Annotated in this window: 30 protein-coding genes and 1 tRNA gene; 16 read left to right on the top strand and 15 right to left on the bottom strand. The window is 67.2% G+C overall.

Translation table 11 applies throughout. The annotated features are described in order from the left end of the window. The first annotated feature begins 132 nt into the window (after positions 1-132). From folE to AC07NY_RS09555, 3 genes are all read left to right on the top strand, one after another. The gene (folE, locus tag AC07NY_RS09565; protein ID WP_494583491.1) at positions 133-777 is read left to right on the top strand and encodes a GTP cyclohydrolase I FolE; all 645 of its coding nucleotides are present in this window, start codon (positions 133-135) and stop codon (positions 775-777) included. Positions 778-844: 67 nt separating this feature from the next. Next, positions 845-1,252 carry a phosphoribosyl-AMP cyclohydrolase gene (gene hisI / locus AC07NY_RS09560; protein WP_494583489.1) on the top strand — a complete coding sequence of 136 codons (408 nt, stop codon included), beginning with the start codon at positions 845-847 and terminating at the stop codon, positions 1,250-1,252. Positions 1,253-1,456: 204 nt separating this feature from the next. Then, positions 1,457-2,434, top strand: coding sequence for a patatin-like phospholipase family protein (locus tag AC07NY_RS09555; protein ID WP_492287394.1), 978 nt, complete (start codon positions 1,457-1,459; stop codon positions 2,432-2,434). Positions 2,435-2,459: 25 nt separating this feature from the next. On the opposite strand, the gene AC07NY_RS09550 is transcribed toward AC07NY_RS09555, so the two are convergent. Then, entirely contained in the window at positions 2,460-2,891 is a 432-nt protein-coding gene (locus AC07NY_RS09550) for a CBS domain-containing protein (RefSeq protein ID WP_257732156.1), read from the bottom strand. 196 nt (positions 2,892-3,087) lie between these two features. After that, positions 3,088-3,900 (bottom strand): rhomboid family intramembrane serine protease, encoded by an 813-nt coding sequence (locus AC07NY_RS09545; RefSeq protein ID WP_494583486.1) that lies wholly within the window; start codon positions 3,898-3,900, stop codon positions 3,088-3,090. A 410-nt stretch (positions 3,901-4,310) separates the two neighbouring features. Between AC07NY_RS09545 and AC07NY_RS09540 the strand changes: the two genes are divergently transcribed. Then, positions 4,311-4,880: a PAS domain-containing protein gene (locus AC07NY_RS09540; RefSeq protein ID WP_494583485.1), complete on the top strand. Its 570-nt coding sequence runs from the start codon at positions 4,311-4,313 to the stop codon at positions 4,878-4,880. A 61-nt stretch (positions 4,881-4,941) separates the two neighbouring features. Next, complete coding sequence (locus AC07NY_RS09535; protein ID WP_257732159.1) at positions 4,942-5,556, top strand: PilZ domain-containing protein; 615 nt, start codon at positions 4,942-4,944, stop codon at positions 5,554-5,556. A gap of 36 nt (positions 5,557-5,592) precedes the next feature. Here AC07NY_RS09535 and AC07NY_RS09530 read toward each other — a convergent pair whose 3' ends face one another. Next, positions 5,593-6,237, bottom strand: a complete 645-nt coding sequence (locus AC07NY_RS09530) for a glutathione S-transferase family protein (protein ID WP_494583482.1) — start codon at positions 6,235-6,237, stop codon at positions 5,593-5,595. Between the two features lie 376 nt (positions 6,238-6,613). On the opposite strand from AC07NY_RS09530, the gene AC07NY_RS09525 reads away from it, so the two are divergent. Beyond that, on the top strand, positions 6,614-7,249 hold the full coding sequence (locus AC07NY_RS09525) for a transglutaminase-like cysteine peptidase (RefSeq protein ID WP_494583480.1): 636 nt from the start codon (positions 6,614-6,616) through the stop codon (positions 7,247-7,249). A 245-nt stretch (positions 7,250-7,494) separates the two neighbouring features. On the opposite strand, the gene AC07NY_RS09520 is transcribed toward AC07NY_RS09525, so the two are convergent. Both AC07NY_RS09520 and AC07NY_RS09515 read right to left on the bottom strand, forming a co-directional pair. Continuing rightward, positions 7,495-8,025: a gamma carbonic anhydrase family protein gene (locus tag AC07NY_RS09520; protein ID WP_257732162.1), complete on the bottom strand. Its 531-nt coding sequence runs from the start codon at positions 8,023-8,025 to the stop codon at positions 7,495-7,497. A gap of 54 nt (positions 8,026-8,079) precedes the next feature. Next, positions 8,080-8,406, bottom strand: a complete 327-nt coding sequence (locus AC07NY_RS09515; protein WP_494583478.1) for a DUF6949 family protein — start codon at positions 8,404-8,406, stop codon at positions 8,080-8,082. A 163-nt stretch (positions 8,407-8,569) separates the two neighbouring features. Here AC07NY_RS09515 and AC07NY_RS09510 point away from each other — a divergent pair, with 163 nt between their 5' ends. Then, positions 8,570-9,289 (top strand): hypothetical protein, encoded by a 720-nt coding sequence (locus tag AC07NY_RS09510; RefSeq protein ID WP_494583477.1) that lies wholly within the window; start codon positions 8,570-8,572, stop codon positions 9,287-9,289. A 111-nt stretch (positions 9,290-9,400) separates the two neighbouring features. Here AC07NY_RS09510 and AC07NY_RS09505 read toward each other — a convergent pair whose 3' ends face one another. Beyond that, positions 9,401-9,613, bottom strand: coding sequence for a DUF3126 family protein (locus AC07NY_RS09505; protein ID WP_199092659.1), 213 nt, complete (start codon positions 9,611-9,613; stop codon positions 9,401-9,403). A 170-nt stretch (positions 9,614-9,783) separates the two neighbouring features. Between AC07NY_RS09505 and AC07NY_RS09500 the strand changes: the two genes are divergently transcribed. Next, positions 9,784-11,157 carry a serine hydrolase domain-containing protein gene (locus tag AC07NY_RS09500; protein ID WP_494583474.1) on the top strand — a complete coding sequence of 458 codons (1,374 nt, stop codon included), beginning with the start codon at positions 9,784-9,786 and terminating at the stop codon, positions 11,155-11,157. Positions 11,158-11,411: 254 nt separating this feature from the next. Further along, the gene (locus AC07NY_RS09495) at positions 11,412-11,750 is read left to right on the top strand and encodes a hypothetical protein (protein ID WP_492287386.1); all 339 of its coding nucleotides are present in this window, start codon (positions 11,412-11,414) and stop codon (positions 11,748-11,750) included. Positions 11,751-11,765: 15 nt separating this feature from the next. Here AC07NY_RS09495 and glyA read toward each other — a convergent pair whose 3' ends face one another. Then, entirely contained in the window at positions 11,766-13,088 is a 1,323-nt protein-coding gene (gene glyA, locus AC07NY_RS09490; RefSeq protein ID WP_494583472.1) for a serine hydroxymethyltransferase, read from the bottom strand. Between the two features lie 126 nt (positions 13,089-13,214). Here glyA and AC07NY_RS09485 point away from each other — a divergent pair, with 126 nt between their 5' ends. Continuing rightward, on the top strand, positions 13,215-14,105 hold the full coding sequence (locus AC07NY_RS09485; protein ID WP_494583470.1) for a LysR family transcriptional regulator: 891 nt from the start codon (positions 13,215-13,217) through the stop codon (positions 14,103-14,105). Positions 14,106-14,110: 5 nt separating this feature from the next. Here AC07NY_RS09485 and cysE read toward each other — a convergent pair whose 3' ends face one another. Continuing rightward, positions 14,111-14,959, bottom strand: a complete 849-nt coding sequence (gene cysE / locus AC07NY_RS09480) for a serine O-acetyltransferase (protein WP_494583469.1) — start codon at positions 14,957-14,959, stop codon at positions 14,111-14,113. Positions 14,960-15,148: 189 nt separating this feature from the next. Then, positions 15,149-15,916 (bottom strand): alpha/beta fold hydrolase, encoded by a 768-nt coding sequence (locus AC07NY_RS09475; protein WP_494583467.1) that lies wholly within the window; start codon positions 15,914-15,916, stop codon positions 15,149-15,151. Positions 15,917-16,016: 100 nt separating this feature from the next. Between AC07NY_RS09475 and AC07NY_RS09470 the strand changes: the two genes are divergently transcribed. From AC07NY_RS09470 to AC07NY_RS09455, 4 genes are all read left to right on the top strand, one after another. Further along, a complete protein-coding gene (locus tag AC07NY_RS09470) occupies positions 16,017-16,994 on the top strand; it encodes an acetyltransferase domain-containing protein (protein ID WP_494583465.1) in 978 nt (325 codons plus the stop codon). Between the two features lie 79 nt (positions 16,995-17,073). After that, on the top strand, positions 17,074-17,325 hold the full coding sequence (locus AC07NY_RS09465) for a zinc-finger domain-containing protein (RefSeq protein WP_494583463.1): 252 nt from the start codon (positions 17,074-17,076) through the stop codon (positions 17,323-17,325). An 85-nt stretch (positions 17,326-17,410) separates the two neighbouring features. Next, positions 17,411-18,592: an FAD-dependent monooxygenase gene (locus tag AC07NY_RS09460; protein ID WP_494583461.1), complete on the top strand. Its 1,182-nt coding sequence runs from the start codon at positions 17,411-17,413 to the stop codon at positions 18,590-18,592. Positions 18,593-18,650: 58 nt separating this feature from the next. Beyond that, positions 18,651-18,965 (top strand): hypothetical protein, encoded by a 315-nt coding sequence (locus AC07NY_RS09455; protein WP_494583459.1) that lies wholly within the window; start codon positions 18,651-18,653, stop codon positions 18,963-18,965. 3 nt (positions 18,966-18,968) lie between these two features. Here AC07NY_RS09455 and chrA read toward each other — a convergent pair whose 3' ends face one another. The 3 genes from chrA to AC07NY_RS09440 form a co-directional block, all read right to left on the bottom strand. Next, positions 18,969-20,354, bottom strand: a complete 1,386-nt coding sequence (chrA, locus tag AC07NY_RS09450; RefSeq protein WP_494583457.1) for a chromate efflux transporter — start codon at positions 20,352-20,354, stop codon at positions 18,969-18,971. Beyond that, positions 20,351-21,184 (bottom strand): chromate resistance protein ChrB domain-containing protein, encoded by an 834-nt coding sequence (locus tag AC07NY_RS09445; protein ID WP_494583455.1) that lies wholly within the window; start codon positions 21,182-21,184, stop codon positions 20,351-20,353. The genes chrA and AC07NY_RS09445 overlap by 4 nt, the downstream gene beginning before the upstream one ends. Before the next feature lie 132 nt (positions 21,185-21,316). Further along, entirely contained in the window at positions 21,317-22,579 is a 1,263-nt protein-coding gene (locus AC07NY_RS09440; RefSeq protein ID WP_492287448.1) for a hemolysin family protein, read from the bottom strand. A gap of 126 nt (positions 22,580-22,705) precedes the next feature. On the opposite strand from AC07NY_RS09440, the gene AC07NY_RS09435 reads away from it, so the two are divergent. After that, positions 22,706-23,353 carry a DUF938 domain-containing protein gene (locus AC07NY_RS09435; RefSeq protein WP_492287375.1) on the top strand — a complete coding sequence of 216 codons (648 nt, stop codon included), beginning with the start codon at positions 22,706-22,708 and terminating at the stop codon, positions 23,351-23,353. Between the two features lie 224 nt (positions 23,354-23,577). Continuing rightward, the gene (locus AC07NY_RS09430) at positions 23,578-24,081 is read left to right on the top strand and encodes a DUF6778 family protein (RefSeq protein WP_494583453.1); all 504 of its coding nucleotides are present in this window, start codon (positions 23,578-23,580) and stop codon (positions 24,079-24,081) included. 34 nt (positions 24,082-24,115) lie between these two features. Here AC07NY_RS09430 and AC07NY_RS09425 read toward each other — a convergent pair. From AC07NY_RS09425 to AC07NY_RS09415, 3 genes are all read right to left on the bottom strand, one after another. After that, positions 24,116-24,202: transfer RNA gene (locus AC07NY_RS09425), tRNA-Leu, on the bottom strand. 54 nt (positions 24,203-24,256) lie between these two features. After that, positions 24,257-24,910 (bottom strand): DUF1190 domain-containing protein, encoded by a 654-nt coding sequence (locus AC07NY_RS09420; protein WP_494583451.1) that lies wholly within the window; start codon positions 24,908-24,910, stop codon positions 24,257-24,259. A 50-nt stretch (positions 24,911-24,960) separates the two neighbouring features. After that, on the bottom strand, positions 24,961-26,526 hold the full coding sequence (locus AC07NY_RS09415) for an AMP-binding protein (protein ID WP_494583449.1): 1,566 nt from the start codon (positions 26,524-26,526) through the stop codon (positions 24,961-24,963). Between the last annotated feature and the right edge of the window lie 118 nt (positions 26,527-26,644).

Here is a 26,644-nt window from a genome sequence, read left to right as displayed (position 1 = left end):
CGATCGTCGTATGATGGGAGAGCCTGAATGCCTCTCCCGCCGCGAGGTATCAGACTTGTCGTTCTGGCCTCGGGAGTTGCAGCCTTTGAGGGGCAGCTCGCGAGGCTTCATCGTCCCAACGGGAGGCACCACATGATCCCTGTGGTTAAGTCCTTGTCCGTCGAGGGGGCCATCGGCCCCTCCGCTGACAAGTTTCTGGTCCGCAAGCCCACGCAGGAAGAGGCCGAGGCCGCTGTCCGCACGCTCCTGCTCTGGGCGGGCGACGACCCGTCGCGCGAGGGCCTGACGGATACGCCGCGGCGCGTCGCCAAGGCCTACAAGGAATTCTACAAGGGCTATGCCGAGGACCCGCACCATATCCTCGACCGCGTCTTCGAGGAGGTCGAGGGCTATCGCGACATGGTCCTCGTCCGCGACATCCCGTTCTATTCGCATTGCGAGCACCACATGGTGCCCTTCGTCGGCAAGGCGCATATCGGCTATTACCCCGCGAAGGGCGTGGTCGGCCTGTCGAAGCTCGCCCGCATCGTCGACGTCTACGCCCGTCGCCTGCAGACGCAGGAGACGATGACGGCCCAGATCGCCGACGTGATCGAGGAGGTGCTGGAGCCGCGCGGCATCGCCATCCTCGTCGAGGCCGAGCACATGTGCATGTCGATGCGCGGCGTGCAGAAGCAGGGCTCCTCGACGATGACCACGCAGTATCGCGGCATCTTCCGGGACGATCCGGCCGAGCAGGTGCGCTTCTTCACGATGGTGAAGTCGCCGGGGCTTTGATCGCTCCGGTTGGCCGCGCCTTGTCGTTCCCCTACAAGGCGCGTGACTGCCCTTGCCCGGAGCCGAGATGAGCCTCTATCCCACCGCGCCCGACAAGCACGCCCTCGAGGAGGGAACCGTGCTCAGCCCCCGCTTCGACGCGAATGGCCTTGTCACCGTCGTCGCGACGGAAGCGGACAGCGGCGCGGTGCTGATGGTCGCGCACATGAATGCCGAGGCACTCCAACGCTCGATCGAGACCGGCGAGGCCTGGTACTGGTCGCGCTCGCGCCAGGAACTCTGGCACAAGGGCGCGACCTCCGGGCAGATCCAGACCATCGTCGAGATGCGGATCGACTGCGATCAGGACGCGCTCTGGATCAGGGTGAAGGTGGCCGGCGACGGCGGCTGCTGCCACACCGGGCGCTGCTCCTGCTTCTACCGGGCTCAGCCGCTGCGGAACGAAGCCGGCAAGTCGCTGATCGTTTGCGACTGACGGGCTCTGAAGCAGGCGCACATCGCTGATGCCGCCGGCACGCCTTCACCAATCCGTCAAATACAGGCGATAATCGCCGAAGGCTGAGCCGTTCATCTTTCGCTCATCGGCTTCTGAGACCCTCTCATTCCACGGAGGGACGAGCCCATGCGGTGGGATGGTGTCGCGCGGCGAGCCTTTGGTCTCGGCGGAGGTGGTGCCGCAATGAACGATATGCGCCCGGTCGAGGGACAGCCGGCCCTGATCAGGCCGAAGATCGGCCTCGCGCTCGGCGGCGGCGCGGCACGCGGCTGGGCCCATATCGGCGCGCTCGAAGTGCTGATCGAGGCTGGTTTCGCCCCCGATGTCATCGCCGGAACCTCGATCGGCGCGGTGGTCGGTGGCTGCCTCGCCGCCGGCAAGCTGCCCGAACTCTCCGAATTCGCCACCAGCATGACCAAGCGCCGCATCGTCGGCCTGATGGATTTTCATATCGGCGGCGCTGGCCTGATTTCCGGCGGACGCCTGAAGCGCCTGCTCGAACAGCATCTCGACGGCATCCGGATCGAGGACCTGAACCACCGCTTCGTCGCGGTCGCGACCGAGCTCGGCTTCGGCCACGAGATCTGGCTGACCCATGGCCCGCTGGTCGAGGCCCTCACCGCCTCCTACGCCCTGCCCGGCATCTTCGATCCCGTGAAGCTCGGCGGCCGCTGGCTGATGGACGGCGCGCTGGTCAATCCGGTTCCCGTCACGGCGGCGCGCGCGCTCGGCGCCGATGTCGTGATTTGCGTGAACCTCAACAGCGACCTCACTGGCCGCGGCACGACGATCCAGGACCAGAGCTCCGATCCCGATCCGCTCGTGCCGGAATTGCAGATCCAACCGGAGCCGCGCTGGTATGACGGCATCAGCGGCGCGGCCAAGCGCGTCCGCAACATCGTCGGGCGGCCGGCCGAGAACCGCCCAGGGCTGGCCGGCGTGATGATCGACGCCTTCAACATCACGCAGGACCGGATCTCGCGCTCGCGGCTGGCGGGCGATCCGCCCGACGTGATGATCGGCCCGAAGCTCGGCCGCATCGGCCTGTTCGATTTCCATCGTGCCGGCGAGACCATCGAACTCGGGCGTCAGGCGGCGCGCCGGTCCCTGGACGATATCGCCGCCTTGGTGGCCGCAAACCATATCGTGCCGGAGAGCTGACGCTCCCCGGCCGTCTTACGTTACGTCAGGCCATCGCGATGTAATCGCGCATCGCCTGGCTCTCGGCCTCGATCGCAGCCACGCGATGCTTCACCACGTCGCCGATCGAGACGAGACCGGTGACGCGGCCGTTCTCGACCACCGGAACATGGCGGAAGCGGCCGGTCGTCATGATCTCCATCAGTTCGTCGACGCTGGTCTGCGGCCGGCAGGTCACGACTTTCGACGTCATCGAGCGCGAGACCGCGCTCTCCAGCGCGCCGGCTCCCAGTTCGCCAAGCGCCCGGATGATGTCGCGCTCTGACAGGATGCCCACCAGCGCCCCATCCGCTCCCATGACGACGACGGCGCCGATGCGCTTCTCGCTCAGCGTGCGGATCGCCTCGGACAGTGTCCGATGCGGCTGCACCGAGATCACATCGTGCCCCTTGCCGCTCAGCAACTGCTCGACATTCATGGCCAGTCCCTCCTCGCAGGCGCACCGTTGCCGGCGCGCGGTTTCGCTGGAACTTCGCGAGGGCCGGCAAAACTCCTCATGCCGGGCCGGCTCGGGAAGTGCTTCGCAATGAGGCGAGTGTGGGCGAAGACCTTGGCGCAGGCAAGGTTTCCGAAACGGTTCTAAAGAGCCTTGCGAGGCAGGGCCGCCGGCCGCGTCAGCGCCGCTGCTGCCCCCTGTCGAGCAGCGGGAACAGCAGGAGCCCGACGACGAAACCGCCGATATGGGCCTCCCATGCGATGCTGGTCTCCTCGCCGAAGATCGGCACCAATCCGGCCCCGAACAGGATGTTCGTCACGAACCAGATCGCGATGAACAGCAGGGCGCGCGAGTTGCGCCAGAGCTGCCCGAGCGGCTCGGCCGGAATCGCCTGAACGACCGCGTCATTGCCGAGTTCACCGAAGCGCAGGCCGGGCGCGAAGACGAAGCGGATCGCGGCCGCCGTCGCGCCCGAGATGCCGGCGGAGGCGCCGACCAGCGGCAGCACGTCGAGATCGCGCGACCACCAGTGCAGCAGCGCGCCGCCGATCGTCGCCAGGCCCATGAGGTTGAGGAAGCGCCCCGGCCCGAGCCGCCGCGCGACCGGGCTGCCGAAGGCCGCCAGCCAGACCGCGTTGGAGACCAGATGCAGCCAGGAGCCATGCAGCAGGCCATAGGTCAGGATGGTCCAGAGCCTGACCCCGCCATCGGCCAGCAATAGCCGGACGAGCTGGAGCCGCTCGACCACGTCCTGCCCGGCCGTGACCTGCGCCATCGCGCCGACGACATCGTCGATGCGCCCGGGCGAGAGCCAGAGCGTCAGGCGCGCCGGCACGAAGGCGAGCCAGGACATCAGCACGTAATCGTCATAGTCCGACAGCAGCGAGCGCCCGGCCTGGATCAGGACCAGTACCGCCAACAGCCAGACCACGGCGGAAGGCAGGTTGAAGACGGGCTCGCGCCCCGGCGGGGAAGGATTATGGGAAGCCATGCGGCGATCACACTTGCCGAAGCGCCCGCAGGGCGCAAGCCGCGAGCCCTGCACGAGACACGAAAAAGGGGATCGGCTCGCGCCGTCCCCTTTTTCGCCGGCTGTGACGCCGCCCGGTCATGCCGGGCGGCCGGCTCACGCCCCCTCCACCTCGTCTTGCGGGCGCCATCGGCAACCGCGAATCTCGAGGCTGATTCATGCGCATTTTAACGATCATCCACAATCGTAAGACTTGATTAACCCTAACGCCCCTGCCGCCTCCCCCGACTCAGCGCGGGGTGGCAAGACGGCACGGCGAATGCGTCAGCGCTCTTCCGAGAGATTGATTCGTCCTCCTTTCGAACGGTTCCGCGTCATCATTGGACGCCGGCCCGCTCCAAGGAGAGACAGACGGCGAATATGGGCACAGGATGAAGAACGCGAGCACTAAGCTGGTTTTCGACTATTGGGACGCGCTGCGCGGCGATCGCGCTGCGCCGGAGCGCGGCGAGATCGAGCCCGGCGCCTTGCGGCATGCCCTTGCCGATACCTTCGTGCTCGAGAACGAGCCGATCGGCCCGGTCTTCCGCCTGGCGGGCACGCGGCTCTGCGCCCTGATCGGCAGGGAATTGCGCGGGCGCGCCTTCACCGCGCTCTGGCCTGATGTCGAGGCCCAGGGCGACATGCGCCGCCTCGTCCAGACCGTGATGGACGAGAGTGCCGGCGCGGTCGCCGGGCTCTCGGGCAAGTCGGTCACCGGTACGCCGATCTATCTTGAATTGCTGCTGCTGCCGCTGCGCTATCGCGGCCGCACCCATGCCCGCGTGCTGGGTTCGCTGTCCCCTGCCCTGTCGCCGGACTGGCTCGGCCTCGACACCATCGAATCGATGCGGATGATCTCGCTCAGGATGCTCTGGCCCGCAGCTGCCGCGCGCCCCCCCGTCGCACCGCGCCGTGCCGAACCGCCCCGTCTCGTGGTATTACCGGGCGGGCGGGCCTGATCGGAACGATACGTTAACCGAAACCCGCCTAGGATTATCAAGGAATCTAGGTCGGTTATTGATGTTGAGCGCGCTCAAAACGCCCCGTGCGGCTGCCTTCCCTGCCGAGCGCAGGCGGCATTTCCGTATGAAGGTCGTGCTGCTGGGCCGCTACATGCTGCCGAACCGCATGGAATACCCATGCCAGACGATCGACATCTCGCCCGGCGGCGTCCATTTGGCGGCGCCCGCCAAGGCGAGGCCCGGCGAGCGCGTCATCGTCTATCTCGAGCATCTCGGCCGGATCGAGGGCAACTGCGTCCGCACCACGGCCGAAGGCTTCGCGATGACCATCACCGCGACCAGCCGCAAGCGTGAGAAATTCACGGCTCAATTGACCTGGCTTGCCAATCGCGAGGAGCTCGGCCTGCCTGAGGATCGCCGCCACGAGCGTATCGTGCCGCGCAATCCGCGCTCGACGCTGGTGATGGAGGATGGCGCCGAACATATCGTGCGCGTCATCGACATCTCGCTCTCCGGCGCCGCTTTCTCCAGCGATCTCGACCTGCCGCTCAACACCCCGGTTCGGCTCGGCACCACGCCGGCCCGTGTCGTGCGTCGCTTCGACGGTGGCTATGCCGCCGAATTCCGCTTCCCGCTCTCGGCCGACCTGCTCGACGAGAACCTGGAACTCTGAAGCCCGCCTCGCGGGCTTTCAGCTTCCTTCATAACGTCAGCTCGCGGAGCGCCGCTTGGCGTCAGCCGCCTCGAAGAGCGCGATCTGCTCGGCCTGCGCCTTCCTGAAGGCTGGGCGACCGGTGACGCGGGCGACATACGCCTCGCTCGCCGGCCGGTCGCCGAACGCACGGACCTTCTCGACCCGCAGCACATCCGTCATCAGCAGATCCGCGACGGTGAAGCGGCCGGCCGCGAGCCATTCCCGTTCGCTCAGGACCTGTTCGAGCTGGCCAAGGCGCAGGCGCATCCAGTCCGTGAGCTGATTGTCCTGCGCGCCGGTGACGGTCAGGAACCACCAGGGCACGGACACCATCTCGATCGAGTTGAGCGCGGCCAGCGTCCATTGCAGCGTTTCCGCTTCTCCGACCGGGTCGATCGGCATCAGCGCCTCGCTCTTGCGTGCCAAATACAGCAGCCCTGCTCCACTCTCGAACAGCTGCACCGCGCCATCGTCCAGGAACGGTATCTGCCCGAAGGGCTGGCGCGCGAGATGATTAGTCTCGCGCCCGTCGAAGGGAATGGTGCGGACGTCATAGGCGAGGCCCGCCTCCTCACAGGCCCATCGGAGCCTGAGGTCGCGCACGAAGCCGCGCGGCCCTTCCGGGACCCAGTCATAGCTCCAGATCGTCAGCTCGCTCATCGCAGCAGGCCTTTCCGACACGCACTGATCACGAACAATTCCTGATCGAGGCCGGGCGTTCCACCCACGAGCGGTCGTTCGAGCTGCAATGCCCCCGTCAAACGGCCGGAGAACAGGCTCCCGATGCCGGCTGACAGACACGGCTCCCGCGTTAACGGCTGCGTAGGTTAATCACCCCTTTCAGCATAACCAACAATTAATAGTTAACAATTGGTTTTACGATCGATGCAAAACGTTACTTCCGGCTTTGAACAAGGTTGATCCTGATTTTTACTTGGCCGCGACGCAGCCCGAATACATAAATTTGTACGTTTCCATTTCAGCTCGAATCCATCCGCCGCCACGCATCGTCTCCCCGGGACAGAAAGGGGACGACATGCTCTCACTCCATCGCAATCTGATTGGCACCGCTCTCGCCGCCATGGTCATGATGACCGGCGCAGGCATGGCCCAGGCTCAGGGCTCGGCCGGCATTCCCGTCGCGAGCCTCCCGGCCGAGGCCTCCGGCGACGCCCGCGCACCCTATGCCTGGGTCGATTTCTGCAAGCGCACGCCGGCCGAATGCCGCGTCGATACCCGCGAGGCAGAACGGATCGAGCTGAACGCCAAGACCTGGAAGACGATCGTCGGCGTCAACAACAACACCAATCGCGAGATCGAGGCGATCACCGACCAGGACCATTGGGGCGTCGTCGATCGCTGGGACATCCCGACGGACGGCAAGGGTGACTGCGAGGACTATGTGCTGCTGAAGCGCAAGCGCCTGGCCGAAGCCGGCCTGCCGCGCCGCGCCATGCTCGTCACCGTCGTGATCGACGAGGAGAATGCCGGCCATGCCGTGCTGATGATCCGCACCGATCGCGGCGACTTCGTCCTCGACAACAAGCGCAACGCGATCCTGCCCTGGAGCCAGACCGGCTACGTCTACGTCAAGCGCGAGTCCCAGTACCGCACGGGCTGGACCTCGCTCGGCGGCGCGCAGACCCCGACCGTCGCTTCGGTGCAGCGTTGATGAAGACCGCCGCAGCCACAAGCCGGCTGCGGGCATAAGGACGGCGAGGCTCGGTCACGTCCCCACCCACCCGTCCCCAAGGATCGGGTTTCGCCAAGGGCCGGCTTTCCCCAGCGGGAAGCCGGCCCGCTTCTTTTGGAGCATTTTCGAGCGAAGTGGGCACCGGTTCGCGTGAAGAAAATGCTGTAGATGAAAGACTTGCAACAATTCCGCGTTTCGAAGAATTGCGGAATTGTTGCAGAGCGTCAGTCGAGCCGTTCGAGCCCGGCCGCGAACTGCCTCCAGCGCTGGACATAGGCCTTCGCCGAAGCGGTGATCCCCGCTGCCGCCTTGTCGTCGAGGGTCCGGATCGCACGGGCAGGCGAGCCGACGATCAGTGAGTTGTCGGGGAATTCCTTGCCTTCCGTCACCAGCGCATTGGCGCCGACGAGGCTGTTGCGGCCGATCTTCGCGCCGTTGAGCACCGTGGCGCCCATCCCGACGAGGCTGTTCTCGCCGATCGTGCAGCCATGCAGGATGGCGCGATGGCCGATCGTGCAATTGGCGCCGACCGTCAGCGGGTAGCCCATGTCGGTGTGCAGGACGCAGCCTTCCTGAAGATTGCTGCCCTCGCCGATGGTGATCCACTCGTTGTCGCCGCGCAGCACCGCGCCGAACCAGATTCCCACTCCGGCCGCCAGCCTGACCCGGCCGATGACATGCGCGTCGGGCGCCAGCCACCACTCTCCGGCCTTCGCGGTTTCGGGCCTTGTTCCATCGAGCGCATAGAGGGGCATCGGCTTGTCCTGACGGTTCGAGCCCTCAGGATTGCAGGCGGGCAGCGCCTGCCGTCAAGCGCCGAGGAGATGCAGCAGGTCGAGCACGACGCGGCCCGAGACCAGACTCCAGATGCCGGCCGTCAAACCGGCGAGCATGAGAAAGGAGAACGGCCGCCCGTCGCCCTGCCGGCCCTGCATCATGTTGCGCAGGATCAGGAAGGGCGCGCTGAACACCACCACCGGGACACTGGCGATGGCGGCAAGTCCGCCGGCCTGGAGCAGCTTGAAATCGGCACGCCGCTCCGTGAACAGCTCGAACGCGCTCGCAAGCAGCCCGGCGAAAGCGAAGCCGAGGAACAGGGATTGCAGCGCCTCGACGGCGGCGGGCTGTATGGTCACGGACGCAAACTCTCGACCAGAGCGACGCCCGAACCTGCCGCATGGTCCGCGGTCTGTGAAGGACAGAGTTTACCGATGGTTAACCGTACCGGCCCGGTTATGGTTTACGCGGCATTAAGCCGGCGGTGATTCAGTGGTTGCCACTTGAGTACAAGGCACCGGAATGACCGCATCGCTGCCCTATCATCGGCCCGGCCACCAGGCCGCCCATCTGACCTCGATGGTGCGCATGCGCCTGCAGCAGAAGGCCGCCCCGCTGCCCCGGGCAGATTGGGCGCTGCTGAAGGCGATGCTGCTGATCCTGACGGCTGGCGCACTGGCGACGGCGCTCGCCGTCTACCTCACCCATCGCCGCGACGAGCCAGTGAGGGCGCCTCAACCGGCGCGCGTCGGCGATGTCGCGCTGATGATCCCGAAGGACCTCACCGGCATCGAGGATGATGGCGAGACGAGCCGGCTCGTCGGCATGGTGCGCCTGCGCCTGGATTGGCCGAGCCTCGGCCCGGCCCAAACGGACAATCGCCGGCGGCTCTTGATCACGCTGAGCCCGCCTGACCGGGTCAACGAGCCGGCCCGGCAGCTCGCGACCTATGCCCGCTTCCTGACGCCGACCGTCTGGTCGAATCCCGGCGGCCTCGTGGTACGCGGCTTCCGCAAGGGCTCGCCCTTCGAGAATGACGAGTTCTACGTCTCCGTCCCGGACGGCAAGGGCTTCGCCGCGCGCTGCCCGATCGACACCGGCACGGGCCTTGAGGAGCCCTGCCGCATCACCTTCCAGCATCGCGGCATGGACGTGAACATCCGCTTCCCCCGCACCATCATCGCCGATTGGGCGCTGATGCTGGGAGGCGTCAGGCGGACGCTCGACGGGCTGATCCGGTAGGATCAAGCGTCATTCTCGGGCTTGACCCGAGAATCTCCGGCATAAGCAAGCGCAGGAGCCTCACCTTCACGAGATGCTCGGGTCGAGCCCGAGCATGACGGCTTTGGCGCCTCAGTCCTCGAGATCGACGTCGAGGATCGCCATGGTGAAGTTGAAGGAGCGGTCGCCATCCTCGTCGTCGACATGGATGATGCCGATGAACTCCTCGCCCAGGTAGACCTCGGCCGAGTCGGTCTTCTTCATCCGGGCGCGCACGCTGATCGCGTGGTTGTTGAAGGTGCGGCGCAGATAGGTTTCGAGCTTGGCGAGTTCTGTCTTGTCCACGGTCCTGGGTCCTTTCGAATTGGCCGGGAGCGATGCCACGGCGGGCCACGAAGGGCAAGCGAAAGCAGCCGCTGCCGGCATGGCAGGCCCCATCCATCCGGTGGTTGTGGATGCCATGCGGAATCGTGCCATGTTCGCGAACCTCCGGAACCTTGACGGACCTTGAGACCATGAAGCCGTGGCTTGCTCCCGCCCTCGATTATGTCGCGTCCTGGCTCGATTTCCAGCGCAGCCACCATGACCAGCCGGGCTGCGCGGTCGCGATCGCCGATGGCGAGGAGATCGTGCTGGAAGCGGCCTTCGGCAGCGCCGACCTCGCGACCGGCGAAGCATTGACGCCGCGCCACGGCTTCCGCATCGCCTCGCATTCCAAGAGCTTCACCTCGGCCGGTATCCTGCGCCTCGTCGACGAGGGCCGCCTGCGGCTCGACGACGAGGTCGGCAGCCTGATCGACGGACTGCACCCGGAGGTCGCCAGGGTCACCGTCGGCCAGGTCCTCTCCAACAGCGCCGGCCTGACGCGCGACGGCCCCGATGCCGGCCAGTTTCTCGACCGCAAGCCCTTCTGCAGCAAGGCGGAACTGCTCGCCGATCTCGCCAAGCCGCCGGTCCTCCCCAGCTCGCAGCGCTTCAAATACTCGAACCACGGCTTCGCCCTGCTCGGCCTCGTCATCGAGGCCGTAACCGGCCAGAGCTACAATGAATGGATCACCGACGAGGTCGTCGCCAGGGTCGGTCTCACCGAGACCAAGCCCGATATCGGGCTCTGGGGCCCTCGGCCGATGGCGAAAGGCCATACCGGCAGGCAATTGCTCGGCCAGCGCATGGTCATCCCGGCTGACAATCACTGCCATGCCATGGCGTCCGCCACCGGCTTCGTCGGCACCGCTGCGGATGTCGCGCGCTATTTCGCGCAGCTCTCGCCCCATGCCGAGCGCAGCATCCTCTCCGCGAAGAGCCGCCGCGAGATGGTCCGCCGGCTCTGGCCGGACGACGAATCCAGCCTCGGCCGCCATTACGGGCTCGGCACGATTTCCGGTGGCGAGGGCGACTGGCGCTGGGTCGGCCATTCCGGCGGCTTCCAAGGCTTCATCACCCGCACCGCGATCATCCCGAAGCAGGGCCTGACGATCTCCGTCCTGACCAACGCCATCGACGGCCTCGCCCATCCCTGGCTCGACGGCGTCGCCCATATCCTGAAGGTCTTCGCCGAGCGTGGCGGCCCGTCTGCCCAGACGCGGGATTGGACCGGACGCTGGTGGACGCTCTGGAGCGCGACCGATCTCGTGCCCGTCGCCGACCGCGTGCTCTGCGCCGCCCCGGCCCTGCTGACGCCGTTCCTCGACGCCGCCGAGATCGCGATCGAAGCGCCCGATCAAGGTCGCATCGTGCGCGCGTCGGGCTTCCACAGTCCGGGCGAGACCGTCGCGCTGGAGCGCGAGGGCGGCAAGGTCCGCTCGGTCAGGTTGGCCGGCTCCCGCCTGCTCGATGCCGATGCGATGCGCGCCGAGATGGAAGAACGCTACGGCGAGGCAACGAGCTGAAGGCGGGTCGGCTTTTCCAGAAAACATGGGTCATCCCGGACGGAGCGAAGCGGAGATCCGGGATGACGACGCGTTATTGAACCCAGCCGCCATTCTCGGGCGACCGCAGGGAGACTCGAGAATCTCGTGACGGAAGAGGCTCGGGAGCCTCCCTGGGCAAGAGATGCTCGGGTCGAGCCCGAGCATGACGGAGCGGATACTCCGCCACGCATTCGCCGCCTTCCGGTCGCAGCCTTCGTCTCAAGGGCTGGCCGATGCGTGTTCTTGCCTCGATGATCGCCGCTGTCCTGATCGCGGGAGCGACGGTCGCGCGCGCCCATCAGGCGCCGAGCGGCTGGGACTATCCGTTCTATTGCTGCCTCGATTCCGACTGCGCCCAGATCGAAGCGGAAGCCGTCCGAGAAGTCACCGGCGGCTTCGTCGTCACGATCGCGCCCGGCAAGCACCCGATGTGGTCGAGCGAACGCAAGAAGCCGCTGACGCTCGAAATCCCCCAGGACAAGGCCAAGCAATCGCCGGATGGTCGCTGGCATCTCTGCATCGACGATTCCGGCGAATTGCTCTGCTTCTTCGCGCCGGGGAACGATTCCTGAGGCCTGTCGCGGCGCTCACCGCATGAAATGCAGGTTTCGGAACCGCCCGCGGAAGGCCGTCACATCCTTCGCAACGGCCTCGGCCGGGCGCGAGCCGTTCAGCCCCTCGGCGATATAGCCGGCCAGCTCCGGCATATCCGCCGCCGTCATGCCGAAGCGGACGATCTCCGGCGTGCCCAACCTAAGGCCGTTCACATCGCCCTCGACAGCCGGTAGCGGCAGGCCGATGCCGCAGGAGAGGATGTTGACGGCGCGAAGTCGCTTCGCCGCGGCCTGTCCGCCGCCATAGGTCGCGGCCTCGATCGCGAACTGATGCGACATCGTCATGCCCCGATCACGGGCGAAGACCGGCACCTGCCGCTCGCTGAGCGCCTCGGCCAAGGCCTTCGCCGTCTTCGCCATCTCCTGCGCATAGGCGCGGCCATACGCCTTCCAGTCGAGCAGCGAGACGGCGAGCGAGGCCGATTTCGCCGCGTCGAAATTGGCGGTGAGACCGGGATAGGCGATGACGTCGAGCTTCCTGGCGATCTCCGCGTCGTTGGTCACGATCAGGCCCGAGGGCGGCCCGCCCAGGCTCTTGTAGGTGCTCATCGTCATCAGATGAGCACCCTCTTCCAAAGGTTGCTGCCAGCCATGGCCGGCGATCATGCCGGACATATGCGCCGCATCGAACAGCACGATCGCGCCCACCTCGTCGGCGATGGCGCGGATCTCGCGGATCGGATGCGGAAAGAGATTGAGGCTGCCGCCGATCGAGATCAGCTTCGGCTTGAGGCGCAGCGCGTCCGCCCGCAATTTCTCGACATCGACGGTATAGCGCACCGGATCGATCGGCGCCGGGTGGGTGACGATGCCATAGAGCCCGGCCGCGCCAGCGCCATGGTGCGTGACATGCCCGCCGATCTCGCCGGGCGGCGCGATGATGCAGTCGCCGGCCTTGGCCGCGATCATGAAGGCGTAGAGATTGGCGATAGCGCCCGAGGGCACCCGGATTTCGGCATATGTCGCGCCGAACACCTCGGCCGCGAGCTCGGCAGCGATGATCTCGATCTGCTCGATCGCCTCCAACCCCATCTCGTATTTGTCGCCGGGATAGCCGAGCGATGGCCGCGCCCCGATCCCCGCCGAGAGCAGCGCCTCGGCCTTCGGGTTCATGACATTGGTAGCGGGGTTCAGATTGACGCAGTCGCGCTCATGGATCGCCCGGTTCTCGGTCGCGAGTGCATCGATCCGCGCCGCGATCGCATCGAGCGGCTGGCTCGCCGTCTCAGCCGCGACCTTCAGCACATAATCCTCGCTCGCTTGCGGAACCCAATCGCGCCTGCCCAGTGCCGTCATCTCGCTCGTCTCCCGAACCGCCAAATCCCTCGTTGGCGTCATAACAGCGGTTTGCCGGCCCGCGCGCAAACGAGTATTCATCGCTCGCAGGCTGAGGAATTCTCAGCCTCAACCTGGAGTTTCGCCTTGCCGGTCAAGCCGCCGCGCCCGCGCCTGCCTTCGCTCAACGCCTTGCGCGCCTTCGAGGCCGCGGCGCGATTGGAGAGCTTCAGCAAGGCAGCCGACGAGATCGGCGTCACGGCCGGCGCCGTCACCCAGCAGATCCGGCAGCTCGAAGCGACCTTGGGTTTCGCGGTCTTCCGTCGCCTGCCGCAAGGCGTCGCCCTGACCGATGCGGCGCGCGAGGCGCTGCCGCGCCTGACGCGCGGCTTCGACATGCTCGGACAGGCAGTGCAGGCCCTGCGCGAGGCACAGCCAAACCGGCCGCTCGCCATCGCCGCCCTGCCCTGCATCGCCCAGCTCTGGCTCTCGCCGCGCCTGCCGGCGTTGCAGGCGGCGTTTCCGGACTTGCAGGTCTCGATCTCGGCGATGGAAGAGCCGCCGGATCCGCAGCGCGATCCCTATGATCTCTCGCTGTTCTATCGCGAAAACCCGCCGGCCAGCAGCGGACCGCAACTCGAAGCCGACGCGATCCTGCCGGTCTGCGCGCCCGCTCTCGCCGCAAGGCTCGCGACAGCGGCCGATCTGTCCGCGCAAACGCTACTACACGATGCGGTCTGGCGCAGCGACTGGGCGCGCTGGCTTGCCTTCGCCGCGCCCGGCACCAAGGTCGATCCAGGCCGGGGCCCGGCCTTCTCGCTTTACAGCCTGGCGCTGGATGCCTGCCTGTCGGGTTCAGGTGTCCTGATGGGGCGCATGAGCCTCGTCGGCCCTCATCTCGCAACGGGCAGGCTCATCGCGCCCTTCCCGCAGGCGATGCCGGTGCCCGATCGCCTGACGCTCGCAGCCGCGACCGCTGCCGGCGCGCATCCGCGCCGGGCCGAGATCATGGACTGGCTCGCCGGCTCGGCCGACTGAGCGCGTCAGATATAGGCGCCGCAATCGCCGGCGAGCGTCTGGTCCATCGAGCGTGAAGGTTCGGCACAGCCCGCTTCCCCGACCACCTTGGCCGGCACGCCCGCCACGGTCTTGTTACGCGGCACGGGCTGGAGCACGACCGAGCCGGCCGCGATGCGGCTGCATTGACCGACCTCGATATTGCCGAGGATCTTGGCGCCGGCACCGATCAGCACACCCTTGCGGATCTTCGGATGGCGATCGCCGCCCTGCTTGCCGGTGCCGCCCAACGTGACGCTGTGCAGCATCGAGACGTCGTCCTCGATGACAGCGGTCTCGCCGACGACGAGCGCAGTCGCATGGTCGAGGAAGATACCCTTGCCGATCCGCGCCGCCGGGTTGATGTCGGTCTGGAAGACCTCGGACGAGCGCGCCTGCAGATAGAGCGCGAAATCGCGCCGGCCACGCTTCCAGAGCCAATGCGCCAGGCGGTGGCATTGCAGCGCGTGGAAGCCCTTGAAAAACAGCACCGGCTCCAGCACCCGGTAGCAGGCGGGATCGCGGTCCAGCACGGCCATCACGTCGGCGCGCATGCCGGCGCCAATCGTCTCGTCACTGGCCATCGCCTCGGCAAAGCCCTGCTCGATCAGGTCGGCGGTCACGGCGGGGTGGCCGAGCCGTGCCGCGACGCGATGGGCGACGGCAGCCTCGAAGCTCGGCTGGTTGAGGACGGAAGCGACGATCAGCGTGCCGAGCGCCGGCTCGGCGGCAACGGCAGCCTCGGCCTCGGTCCGCAGGCGGGACCAGACGGGATCGACCCGGTCGAGCCCGGTTGCGAAGTCGCGTGCTTCCGCGACGGAGCGCCCTGACGGCATGGTCATTCTCCGGAAAGACGGGTTCGGCGGAAGGACAGCCTAGCGCAAGGCAGGTGTCCGCATCAAAAGCTCAGGCCGAACCGAAGTTGAATCGAAAAGCGAAGCAGCGGAATCAGATTTTCAGGGAAGATCGACAACACATTGGCGTCGCCCGCTTTTCCGGATTGCCTCTAGTCATCGCCGAGGTTCTCACAAACGCGCGAGGAAGTCGAGGACGGCCTGCTTGTGGCTCTTGTCGCCGACCGCGAGGTTGTGGTCGCGCCCGACGATGTCGAAGGCTTCGGCGCCTGGAATGAGCTTCGCCAGCTCCGGGCCGGAGCCGGAGACATCGTCCTTCGTGCCGACGCTGATCAGGGTTGGCACGGCGATCTGCCCGACCTGCGCGGCAGTCAGCGTCTGGCGCGAGCCGCGGATGCAGGCGGCGAGCGCCTTGAGATCGCTCTTGGTCTGCTCGGCGAAGGCGCGGAACATGCGCTGCATCGGATCGGTGAGCACGTCGAGCGAGGGCGCTTCCATCGCGTCCGCAATGCCGAGCGGCAGTCCGACGCCCTCGACCAAATGGATGCCGAGCCCGCCGAGCAGCAAGGCCTCCAGCCGGCGCGGATGCGCCAGCGCCAGATGGGCCGAGATGCGCGCGCCCATCGAATAGCCCATCACCGCCGCGCGCGGGATGTCGAGATGGTCCATCAATCGGCGCACATCCTCGGCCATGACCTGCGAGGAATAGGCGGCGGGATCGTAGAGCTTCTCGCTCTGGCCATGGCCGCGATCGTCGAGCGCGACGACGCGGTAGCCGGCATGGGTCAGCGTCTTGGTCCACTGGGTGTTGACCCAGTTGATCATGTGCGAGGAGGCGAAGCCGTGGACCAGCACGACGGCGCGGTGCTTCGGCTCGTCAGCGGTCGGCGCCATGTCGATGAAGGCGATCTTCACGCCGTCGGAAGAAAAGCTCTGCATGCGGGTCTCGGATCGCAAGATCGGAACGGTCGCCCTTCCCTGCCATGACCGGGCGGCTTTGGGTACCCGCCATGGCGCGGCTTGCTTATGAGCGCCCGCCATGATGAACGATGACCGCATGACCCAGCCCGCCCCTCGCGAGTCGTCACGCCTCGCCATCGTCGACATCGCCCGCGGCGTCGCGCTCATGGCGATGTTCGTCTACCATTTCGCCTACGACCTCTCGATGTTCCGGCTGATCGAGACCGATATCGTCACCGAGCCGGGCTGGCGCCTGTTCGCGCGCGGCATCGCCGGCACCTTCCTGACCATCGTCGGCTTCAGCCTCGTCCTCGCGACGCGCAAGGGCCTCGACCTCAAGGCCTATCTCAAGCGCCTCGCCATGGTCGCGGGCGCGGCCGCCCTGGTCACGCTCGGCACCTGGCGGTTCATGCCGGGCGACTTCATCTTCTTCGGCATCCTGCACCATGTCGCGGTCGCGAGCGTGCTCGCCCTGCCCTTCCTGCGCCTGCCGGTCATCGCCATCGCCTTGGCCACCGTGCTCGCCTTCGCGCTGCCCTCCTTCGTTGCCTATCCGCTGCTCGACCAGCCCTGGGCGGCCTGGCTCGGCTTCTCGCAGGCGCCGATCCACACGGCCGATTTCGTACCCGTCTTCCCCTGGTTCGGCTGCGTGCTGAGCGGCATCGTGCTGGCCCGCCTCATCCTGCCGCGCCTGCCCGGCACCACACTCGCCGGCTGGTGGCCCGGCAACAAGGCGACCCGAATCGTCGCTTGGGGCGGGCGCCACAGCCTGCTGGTCTACCTCGTCCACCAGCCGCTCTTCATCGGCACGCTGATGCTGGCAACCCAGATTATCGCTCCGACCTCGCCGGAGGAACGCGCCTTCCGGAACGAATGCCAGCGCAGCTGCTCCGGCCCCAACGTGCCCCAAGATATGTGCCGGATGGTCTGCGCCTGCACCGTCGATGGTCTCAAGCGCGAGCAGCTCTGGCAGAAGGCACTCGACAACCTGCTCTCGCCGCAGGAAAGCGCCCGGATGACCGAGCTTGCGCGCGGCTGCCTGCGCGATGGACGCTGATGCAAAAGAGCGCACTGGCGCCCGACGGGCGCACGCGATAGGTTGCGGCCGCATTCCAGACCTTCGAAGAGCGACGACCATGGCCGCGACCGGCATCCCGCATTTCCACAATGACCTCGGCGTCCCCGTCATCAAGGTCGGCGCGCATGAGTTCATGTGCATCGGCGCCAAGCCGCCCTTCGACCATCCGCATGTCTTCCTCGACATGGGCGCGGACCATGAGATCATCTGCCCCTATTGCTCGACGCTGTTCACATACGAGCCGTCGCTGAAGGGCGCCGCCTGCATCCCGCCGGAATGCGCCTATACCGATCCGGCCAAGGCGGCCTGAGGCTCGCCCACTGCATCCGGCGCGCGGGTTCTGAGGGGCACCCGCGCCTCGTCTTCCAGCATCATCATCGAAGGCGTCCGATCCCGTGTCCGCTCCTCATTTCGTCATCGCCGGCGCCGGTATCGGCGGCCTGACCATGGCTCTGTCGCTGGCGCGGCGCGGCATCGCCGCGACCGTCGTCGAAAAGCGCACCGGATTCGGCGAGACCGGGGCCGGCCTGCAGGTTACTTCCAATTCCGGCCGCGTGCTCGATGCGCTCGACCTCGCCTTGCCGCTGAAGCGCATCAGCGTGACCTCGCACGGGCTGATGATCCGGCGCTGGGTCGATGGCTCGCAGGTGCTGGAGATGCCCTCCAGCCCCGAGCGCATGCCGACGCCGTTCCGCATGATGAAGCGCAACGACCTGCATACCGTGCTGCTCGATGCCGCCCGCGCCATGCCGAATATCCGCCTGATGGTCGGGCGCAGCGTCGATGAGGTCAGCCAGAACGCCGACGGCGTCACGGTCGGGCTGACGGCGCGCGACGGTGTCGGCGGGACGCTCTCCGCCCTCGGCCTGATCGGTGCCGACGGCCTGTGGTCGCGCGTGCGCGATCTCACCGGCGACGCCTCCCCGCCCGTCTTCACCGGCTACGAGGCCTGGCGCGCCGTCGTGCCGGCCCGCGCTGGCGACAAGCCGCGCGTGACGCTGCATATGGGCTCCGGCCGCCATGCCGTGCATTACCCCGTCGCGGGCGGCCGCGAGATCAACATCGTCGTCGTCCGCCAGGCCAAGGAGGCCCGCGAGGGCTGGTCACGCGATGGCGACCTCAACATTCTCACCGAGCATCTCGCCGGCGCCTCCCCGGCCCTGCGCGAACTCACCGGCGCGGCCGAAGGCTGGCAGGTCTGGTCGCTGTTCGACCGCAAGCCCGCCGCCATGGCCAAGAGCCGGGTCGCGCTGCTCGGCGATGCCGCCCACCCGATCCTGCCCTTCCTCGCCCAGGGCGCCTCGCTCGCCATCGAGGATGCCGCGGTGCTCGCCCGCCTGCTGGCCGAGACGCTCGGCCGCGAGGGCGCTGCCGGCGTGCCCATGGCCTTCGCCGCCTATGCCGCCGCCCGCGCCCAGCGCGTCGCCCGCGTGCAGGAGGAAAGCCGGGGCAACGGCCGCAACTACCATATGGGCTGGCCGCTCAGCATCGCCCGCGATTTCGCGCTGAAGCGGCTGGGACCGGATGGCCTGCGCAGCCGCTATGGCTGGCTCTACGACTGGCAGGATGCGGCCTGATCTCGTCAAAGCCGCAATCGCTCCCTATCTTCATGCGGGAGGAAGGGACAGACACCAGATGATCCGCGTCAATCTCTACGAGCAGCTCAACGGCCGCACCCGCGCCATGCCGCGCTGGCAGGCCTGGCTCGCCATGGCGGCGAGCCTCACCGTCGGCGTCGCGCTTTTCGTGCTGGCCGCGAGCCTCGCGCTCATCCTGATCCCGGTCGTGCTGGTCGTCGGCGCGATCGCGGTCTGGCGCATCAAGGCCAAGCTGAAGGCGGCGGGCATCGACCCGGCCAATCCCTTCGCCAACCAGCCGCGCCAGCCGGACCGCGTCGAGGTCATCGACGCCGAGTACCGCATCATCGAGCCGGACGAGCAGCGCCGCTAAGGTTCACAACCCGCCTTTGAGCAGGACGCCGGCGACCGCGCAGGCGGCCAGAACCGGCACCATGCCGAGCTTGAAGCGCAGCAGCGCGATGGCCGCACCAGCCGCCAGCAGAGCCGCGCGCCAGTCGAGCGAAGTCAGGACCGGCACCTCCGGATTCATCCCGAGGACAGACAGGCTGGAAACCTCGCGGAAGAGGACATGCAGCCCGAACCAGAGCGCGAGGTTGGCGATGACGCCGACCACGGCGGCGGTGATCGCACCGAGCGCGGCCGAAAGCCCCTTGTTTCCCTTAAGCGCCTCGACATAGGGCGCCCCGAGGAAAATCCAGAGGAAGCAGGGCGCGAAGGTCACCCAGACCGTGAGGAGCGCCCCGAGCCCGCCGGCCACGAGCGGTGGCAGGTTGCCCGGCGCCCGGAAGGCGGCGAGGAAACCGACGAATTCGAGCACGAGGATGAGCGGCCCCGGCGTCGTCTCGGCCAGCCCCAGCCCATCCAGCATCTCGCCGGCCGTGAGCCAGCCAAAGCCGTCGACCGCCGCCTGTGCGACATAGGCCAGGACCGCATAGGCGCCACCGAAGGTCACCGTCGCCATCACGCTGAAGAAGCTGCCGATCTGCGTCCAGACGCTCGCCGGACCGGTGACAAGCCAGAGCATAGCGACCGGCGCAAGCCAGAGCGGCAGCCAGAATGCGAGCACCCGCGCGGCCTTCCCGGCCGAGGGCCGGACATGCGCAAGCGCCCCTTCCAACAGCAAACGATCGACCAGACCGACGACCGGGGGCCCGGCCGCGCCATGCCGGCCGGCCGCGCCGAACCAGTCCGGCCGGATACGATTGCCGAGCCAGCCAATGAGCCCCGCCGCGAGGATGATCGCCGGAAACGGCGCCTTGAACAGGAAGATCGCGACGAAGGCCGCGACCGCGACGCCGACCATCGCCCCGTTCTTGAGCGCCCGGCGGCTGATCCGTATGCCAGCCTCGATCACGATGGCGAGCACCGCCGCCTTCACGCCGAAGAAGATGCCGTCGACCAGTGGCACATGGCGCCAGGTGACATAGAGGATGCTCAGGCCCAGCATCACCAGCGAGCCGGGCAGGATGAACAGCAGCCCAGCGATCAGGCCGCCGATCGTCCGGTGCATCAGCCAGCCGATATAGACGGCGAGCTGCTGCGCCTCCGGCCCGGGCAGGAGCATGCAGTAGTTGAGCGCGTGCAGGAAGCGCTCCTCGCCGATCCAGCGGCGCTCCTCGACCAGCTCCTTATGCATCAAGGCGATCTGCCCGGCCGGCCCGCCGAAGGACAGGAAGCCGATCCGCGCCCAGACGCGCGTCGCCTCGCCGAGCGTCGGCATGCGCGCTGCTGCGGCCGCGCTCGTTTCCACGACGTTCATCGCCGCGCCTCCCCGGCCGGCTTCGGCACCGGCCAGTTATGGCTCTCCTCGCCCGCATCGCGGCACCAGCGATAGAAGGCGTCGTAGAGCAGCATGCCGGCTTCGAGCTGTTCGAGATCGTGCTTGTACATGCGCGACAGCCCAAGCGACGCCGCGAGCAGCCCGGCGGCTTGCGGCTCGGCCTCCAGCGTCGCGGTATCCGCCGCCCGCACGATCCGCGCCAGCCGGTCGAGCGCCGGCGAAACCAGCCCGAACTCCACGATCATCGCATCGAAGGTGCAAAGCGGCCCGCGATGGCTCCAGAACACGCCTTCGATATCGAAGGGCGTAGCGTTGAAGCGCTCGGCCACGGCCTCGACCTCGGAAGCCGCGACGAAGAGAAACGCAGCCTGCCGGTCGATGAAGCGGCGGATGAGCCAAGGGCAAGCGATGCGATCGATCTTCGGCCGCGCCCGCGTCACCCAGACACTACTGCCGAGCGCTCCCGAAAACGGCAGATGCTCCGGCGAGAACACCATCCCCCCGGCCTGACGCCAGCCCTGGTGCCCGCCTTCCAGTGTTTCCGCGGGTATGCCGAGATGGCGCAGCCAGGCGGCGACGCCCTCGCTGAGCTTGAGACCGCGATGGCAGACGACCACCACGCGCCGCTGCCCGGCGAAATCAGCTCCCCATTTGGCAACAGCGCGATAGTCGCGGCGAACGGAGCCGGGCAGGAAAAATGGGTCGGCGGCGACGTCCTCGTCGATGCGCACGTCGATGATCGCCGGCGCATCGGGCAGGCCGACCAGCCGTGACAGCTGGGCGACCGTGATCTGTTCGTTGGTGGGCATGATTGGCGTCCATCCTGAAGCGAGGAAGTTGGACGCGAACATTGGGCCGAAGCCTCACGGGGTCGTCGCGATGGAACCCCTTGATGGCGACTACATCATGCGGGCGCGGCCGGCGTCAACGCCGGCCACAATTCACTCGATCCGGCTGACCAGGATCTTGTCGATGCGGCGGCCGTCGAGATCGACCACCTCGAAGCGCCAATGCCCCTTGTCGAAGCTCTCGCCGACATTGGGCAGATGGTTCAATTCAGCCAGGATGAAGCCGGCGACCGTCTGGAAATCGGCGTCGCGCGGGATCGGGATGCCGAGCTCATGCGAGAACTCGTCGACCTGCATCCAGCCGGCGACGAGATAGGAGCCGTCGGCGCGGGTGACGATCGCTGGCTCGTCCTCCTCCTCTTCCTGGAAGGCGCCGATGATCGCCTCCAGCACGTCGCCGGGCGTGATGATGCCCTCGAAATGGCCGTATTCGTCGAAGACCAGCGCCATATGCACGCGGCTGGCGCGGATCTCGCGCAGCACATGCAGCGAGTCGGCCGTGTCCATCACGATCGGAGCCTCCTGCACCAGCGCCCGCAGATCCTGCGCGTCGCCGGCCTGAAGGAACTCGATCAGGTCCTTGACCAGGACCACGCCCACGATCGCATCGGCCTCGCCGTCCTGCACGGGCAGGCGCGAGCGGCGCGTCGCGCGCAATTGCTCGCGGATTTCCTCGGTGCTGTCCTCGAGATCGATGACCTCGACCTCGCGGCGCGGCGTCATCAGCGCCCGGGCCGAGCGGTCGGCAAGGCGCATCACGCCTGCGATCATCTCGCGCTCGTCGCGCTCCAGCACGCCGGCCGTCTCCGCCTCCGCGATGATGGTGCGAACCTCTTCCTCGGTGACCCTCTCCTCAGATTCGCCCTTCTGGCCGAGCAGGCGCAGTACCGCCTTGCCGGAGACATCGAGCAGGAACACGATCGGCGCGCCGACTTTCGAGAGCAGCCACATCGCCGGCGCGACCCGCGCTGCCACCCGCTCGGGGTCTCGCAGAGCGATCTGCTTCGGGACGAGCTCGCCAAGGATCAGCGAAAGATAGGTGATGGCGACGACGACGAGGCCGACGCCGAGCGTATCCGACACCGACGGCGAGAAACCATGCGTGCCCAGCCATTCGGAGAGGCGCGCGCCGAGCGTGGCGCCGGAGAAGGCGCCCGAGAGCACGCCGACGAGCGTGATACCGATCTGGACGGTGGAGAGGAAGCGACCGGGATCTTCGGCCAGGCGCATCGCGGTTGCGGCGCCCTTGCTGCCCTGATCGCTGAGAACCTTGAGGCGCGCAGTGCGTGACGAAACCACGGCGAGTTCCGACATGGCGAGGAGTCCATTGACGATCGTCAGCGCCACGACGACCAGGATTTCGGTTAACAAAACCAGCCTGCTTGCTGCAAAGCCACGACATCTGGCGGCTCGCTTCCAGCCCCCTTATAGCGGATCGCGGCCTCAACGCGATGGGCCGGACCAAAGATTCGTGAGCGGATAATGAGCAAGCCCAGCTTCTGGCAGCCGACCGCCGATCCCCAGGCCGCCGCCGACCCTCGCCTGCGCGCGCCTTCGGCCCAGCGCAATCGCGATGCGATCCTCGCCGTGCTGGCCGATATCCTGCCTTCCTCGGGGCTCGTTCTGGAGATCGCCTCCGGCTCCGGCGAGCATGCCGTGCATTTCGCCGGGGCCCTGCCCGGCCTCACCTTCCAGCCGAGCGATCCCTCACCCGACGCGGTCGCCAGCATCGCGGCCTGGGCCGCCGAATCCGGCCTCGGCAACATCCGCGCGCCGCTCGTTGTTGACGCCACCGCCCCGGACTGGCCGCTCGAAGCCGCCGACGCGATCCTCTGCATCAACATGATCCATATCGCGCCCTGGGCCGCTGCCGAGGGTCTGTTCCGGCAGGCGGGGCGCCTGCTGAAGCCGGGCCAGCCGCTCTACCTCTATGGCCCCTATCGCCGTTCGGACCGGCCGCTCGAACCCGGCAATGCCGCCTTCGACGAAAGCCTGCGCAGCCGCGATCCGGCCTGGGGCCTGCGCGAACTCGATGCAGTCGCGGCGCTCGGCGCAGCCAATGGATTCGGCGCTTCGGAGATCATCGAGATGCCCGCGAACAATCTGAGCGTGATCTTCCGGGCAGGTTGAGAGCTTTTTCGCCCGACTATCTCGCTATCTCTACCAAAACTGGTGCCCCGCCTCCCCCTCATCCATTCGTTGAACTGGCGAATCGAGTGGCAGCCGAACTACCCCTCGGGCCTGTCTCCGGGGGTAACATGATCAAGCGCATTCTCTGTTTCGGCCTTCTGGCCTTCGCTTTGGCCGGCTGCGTCACGGCGCAGAACCCGCTGTCCCGACAGGATATCGAGACCATGCGCCTCGCTAGCGTCCATGTCGGCACCGACGCTGCCGCGACACTGTGGTGGGGCGACGGCGATCGCGCCTATGCAAGGTCCAAAGGCCGGCCAGAGACGGAATCCGAAGACCTCTCCAAGACGCCCGAAGCGCGCGCCTTCATCGCCAAGCTTGCTGCAGCCAAGATCGGTGCTGCGCTCGAACAGCAGCTGAAGCCGGCTCTGACCGGCGATCGCCCCGTCAAAGTCGAGGTCAATCTGCGGCGCCTTTACGTCGCCTCAGCTATCCAGCGCGTGATCGTGGGCGGAAGTCACGAACTGGTTGCCGATATCACCGTCACCGATGCCAAAACCGGCACGGTGCTCGTGAGCTACCCGGAGTTCCGCGCCATCGCACTGGCCGGCCAGGGAATTGGCGGAACCATGATCGACGCGGCCTTCATGGCCGATCCGATCGAGCGCCTGGCCCTGAACTTCGCAAGCCGATACCGGGAATGGCTGGCGCCGCAACCCGCACCCTAGAACGGGCCGCAGGGGAATCACCGTGTCGCCGAATTGGTGCGGACGGCGGGACTCGAACCCGCAAGCCTTTGAAGGCGCAAGATTTTAAGTCTCGTGCGTCTACCAGTTTCGCCACGTCCGCAGGTGGCACAGCGATAGCGGGCAGGCGCAGCCGGCGCAAGCCTCCGGGACGCTCTCAATGCCGCCGGGCGGGCTTGTACCACTCGACCCCATCGGGATCGACATAGAGGCCTGGCTTGACGTCCGAGCCGATGGTCTTCTCCTCCATCGGCACGCGCACCGTGTCGTCGCGGTCGCCGCGCTTGATATAGGGGGCGGAGCCTTGCCCGGCCTGCCCATTCCCGCCGCGGCCGGCGCTGCTGGCCTGCCCGATGATGCCACGCCGCCCCGCGACCTTGTCCTGCAATTCCGTCACCGGGCGCCCGGCGAAGGCGACCTTGGCGGTGCCCTCGACCACCGGCAAGGCGCGGCGCGCGGCGCCCTCGCCCGTCACGCGCACGCCGATGAAGCGCGGCACATAGCTCGCCCCGCCCTTGCCGAAGGATTCCCAGCCGCCGGCCGAGACCATCTGCGCGCCGCAGCGCTTGTGGCTGCGCTCGCAGGCCGCGCGCGAGCCGTAGCGCGGCGCCGCCTGCTCGAATTCGGCGCGCGCGTTGCGATAGGCGAACTCGCATTGCTCCGCCGTCAGCTTGCCCGCCTCGATGCATTCGTCGCGGCGCACATAGAGCGCGCCCGGCGCCTGCGCGGCAAGATCGGACGGCCCCGTCAGCGACAGGGCAGGCGCAAGTGTGGCGACGCGCAACAGCGCCAGGGCGGAACCCGGAATCATCATCCGGCGTAATAGAATTACAAATGTGGCTTTACCGCAGCGAGCCAGGCTCACAGCAGCGACCTCCGCGAGGCCGCAAGCTCCCGCGTCGAGCCATAGTCGATCTTGCCGTTGCCGAGCACGGGGATGGCCTGCGTCACCAAGATCGCGCGCGGCACCCACAATTCCGGGAAGCCCTGCGCCTTCGCGGCTTCCTGCAGCGCGGCGCGGTCGGCATGCGGCGTTTCGGTCACGAGAACGAGCTGCTCGCCCTTGCGCGGATCGGGCAGCGCGACGACGACATGGTTCTGGTCCGGCCAGACCTTGGCGACCATGGTCTCGACCGCCGCAAGCGAGACCATCTCGCCGCCGAGCTTGGCGAAGCGCTTGGCCCGGCCGCGGATCGCAACGAAACCGTCCTCGATCACGACGATATCGCCGGTATCGTGCCAGCCGCCTTCGGGCGGGATGATCCGGCCCGGCTGATCGGGATCGAGATAGCCGGCCATGACGTTCGGCCCGCGCACGGTGAGCCGCCCGCCCTCATGGATGCCCTCGACCGGCTCCAGCTTGGCCTCGATTCCGGGCAGCAATTTGCCGACCGTGCCCTCCCGGATCGCGGCCGGCGTATTGACGGCCAGCACCGGCGAGCACTCGGTGCAGCCATAGCCTTCGAGGATGGTGGTGCCATAGGGCTCCCACATCCGCTTGGTCTCTGCCTTCACGCGCTCGGCGCCGGCCACGACATAGCGCACGCTGCCGAGATCGTCCTTCTCCGCAGCGCGAGCGTAGCCTTGCAGGAAGGTATCGGTCGCGAGGAGGAAGGTCGCCTTCATGTCGCCGATCAGCTTCGGCACCTGCTTGTAATGCAGCGGGCTTGGATAGAGCACGACCTTCATGCCGTGCAGCAGCGGCACCATCAGCCCGGCCGTGAGCCCGAAGGAATGGAAGGCCGGCAGCGGGTTCATGAAGACGTCGTGCTCGGAGATCGCCCCGGCCGCGTGGGCGAAGACCTGCCGCGCGTTCGAGACGATATTGGCATGGCTCAGCGCCACGCCCTTCGGCTTGCCCTCGGTGCCCGAGGTGAAGAGAATCACCGCCACGTCGTCGGGCTGCGCTTCGAACGTACGATGGATCAGCCCCGGCGCCAGGCTCTGCAAGGCGCCGAGCGCCTTGTCGAAGCTGGTGATCTGCTTGCGGACATCTTCGAGATAGATGACCTGCCGCCCCTCTCCCAAGGCGGCGATCTCGTCGTCGAGCTTGCCCTGATCGACGAAGCGGCGCGAGGTGACGATGGTCTTGAGCTCGGCCAGCTCCGCTGCCGCGCGCAGGTTGCGGACGCCGGCCGTGAAGTTCAAGAGCGCCGGCACGCGCCCATAGGCGAAGAGCGAGAACAGCGTCACCGCCATGCCCTGCATGTTCGGCAGCAGCACGCCCACCTGCTCCTTCGGCGCCGTCAGCGCCGCGAGCTTGCGCCCCAGCACCAACGCGCCAAGTACGAGCCGGCCATAGGTGATCGGCTGGCGCTCCGGATCTTCCAGCGCGATGCGGCCCTTGCCATGGCGGGCGATGGTCTGAAGCAGGGCGCGAAAGATCGTGATCCGCGCGCCCGCGGCGTCAAAGCTGGTGGCGGCCATGTCTGGCGCGTCTCCCGGTCGGCATTTCCCCTGCCGGTCAAACTAGTGAGATCGGCGCGGGTTTCAACGTTCCGAACTTGCGTCATGCTCGGGCTTGACCCGAGCATCTCGGAAACCA

The sequence above is a fragment of the Allobosea sp. GW821-FHT09G06 genome (assembly GCF_059416005.1).
The sequence above is the reverse complement of the archived record's forward strand: the minus strand, read 5'-3'. Positions and strand labels throughout refer to the sequence as shown.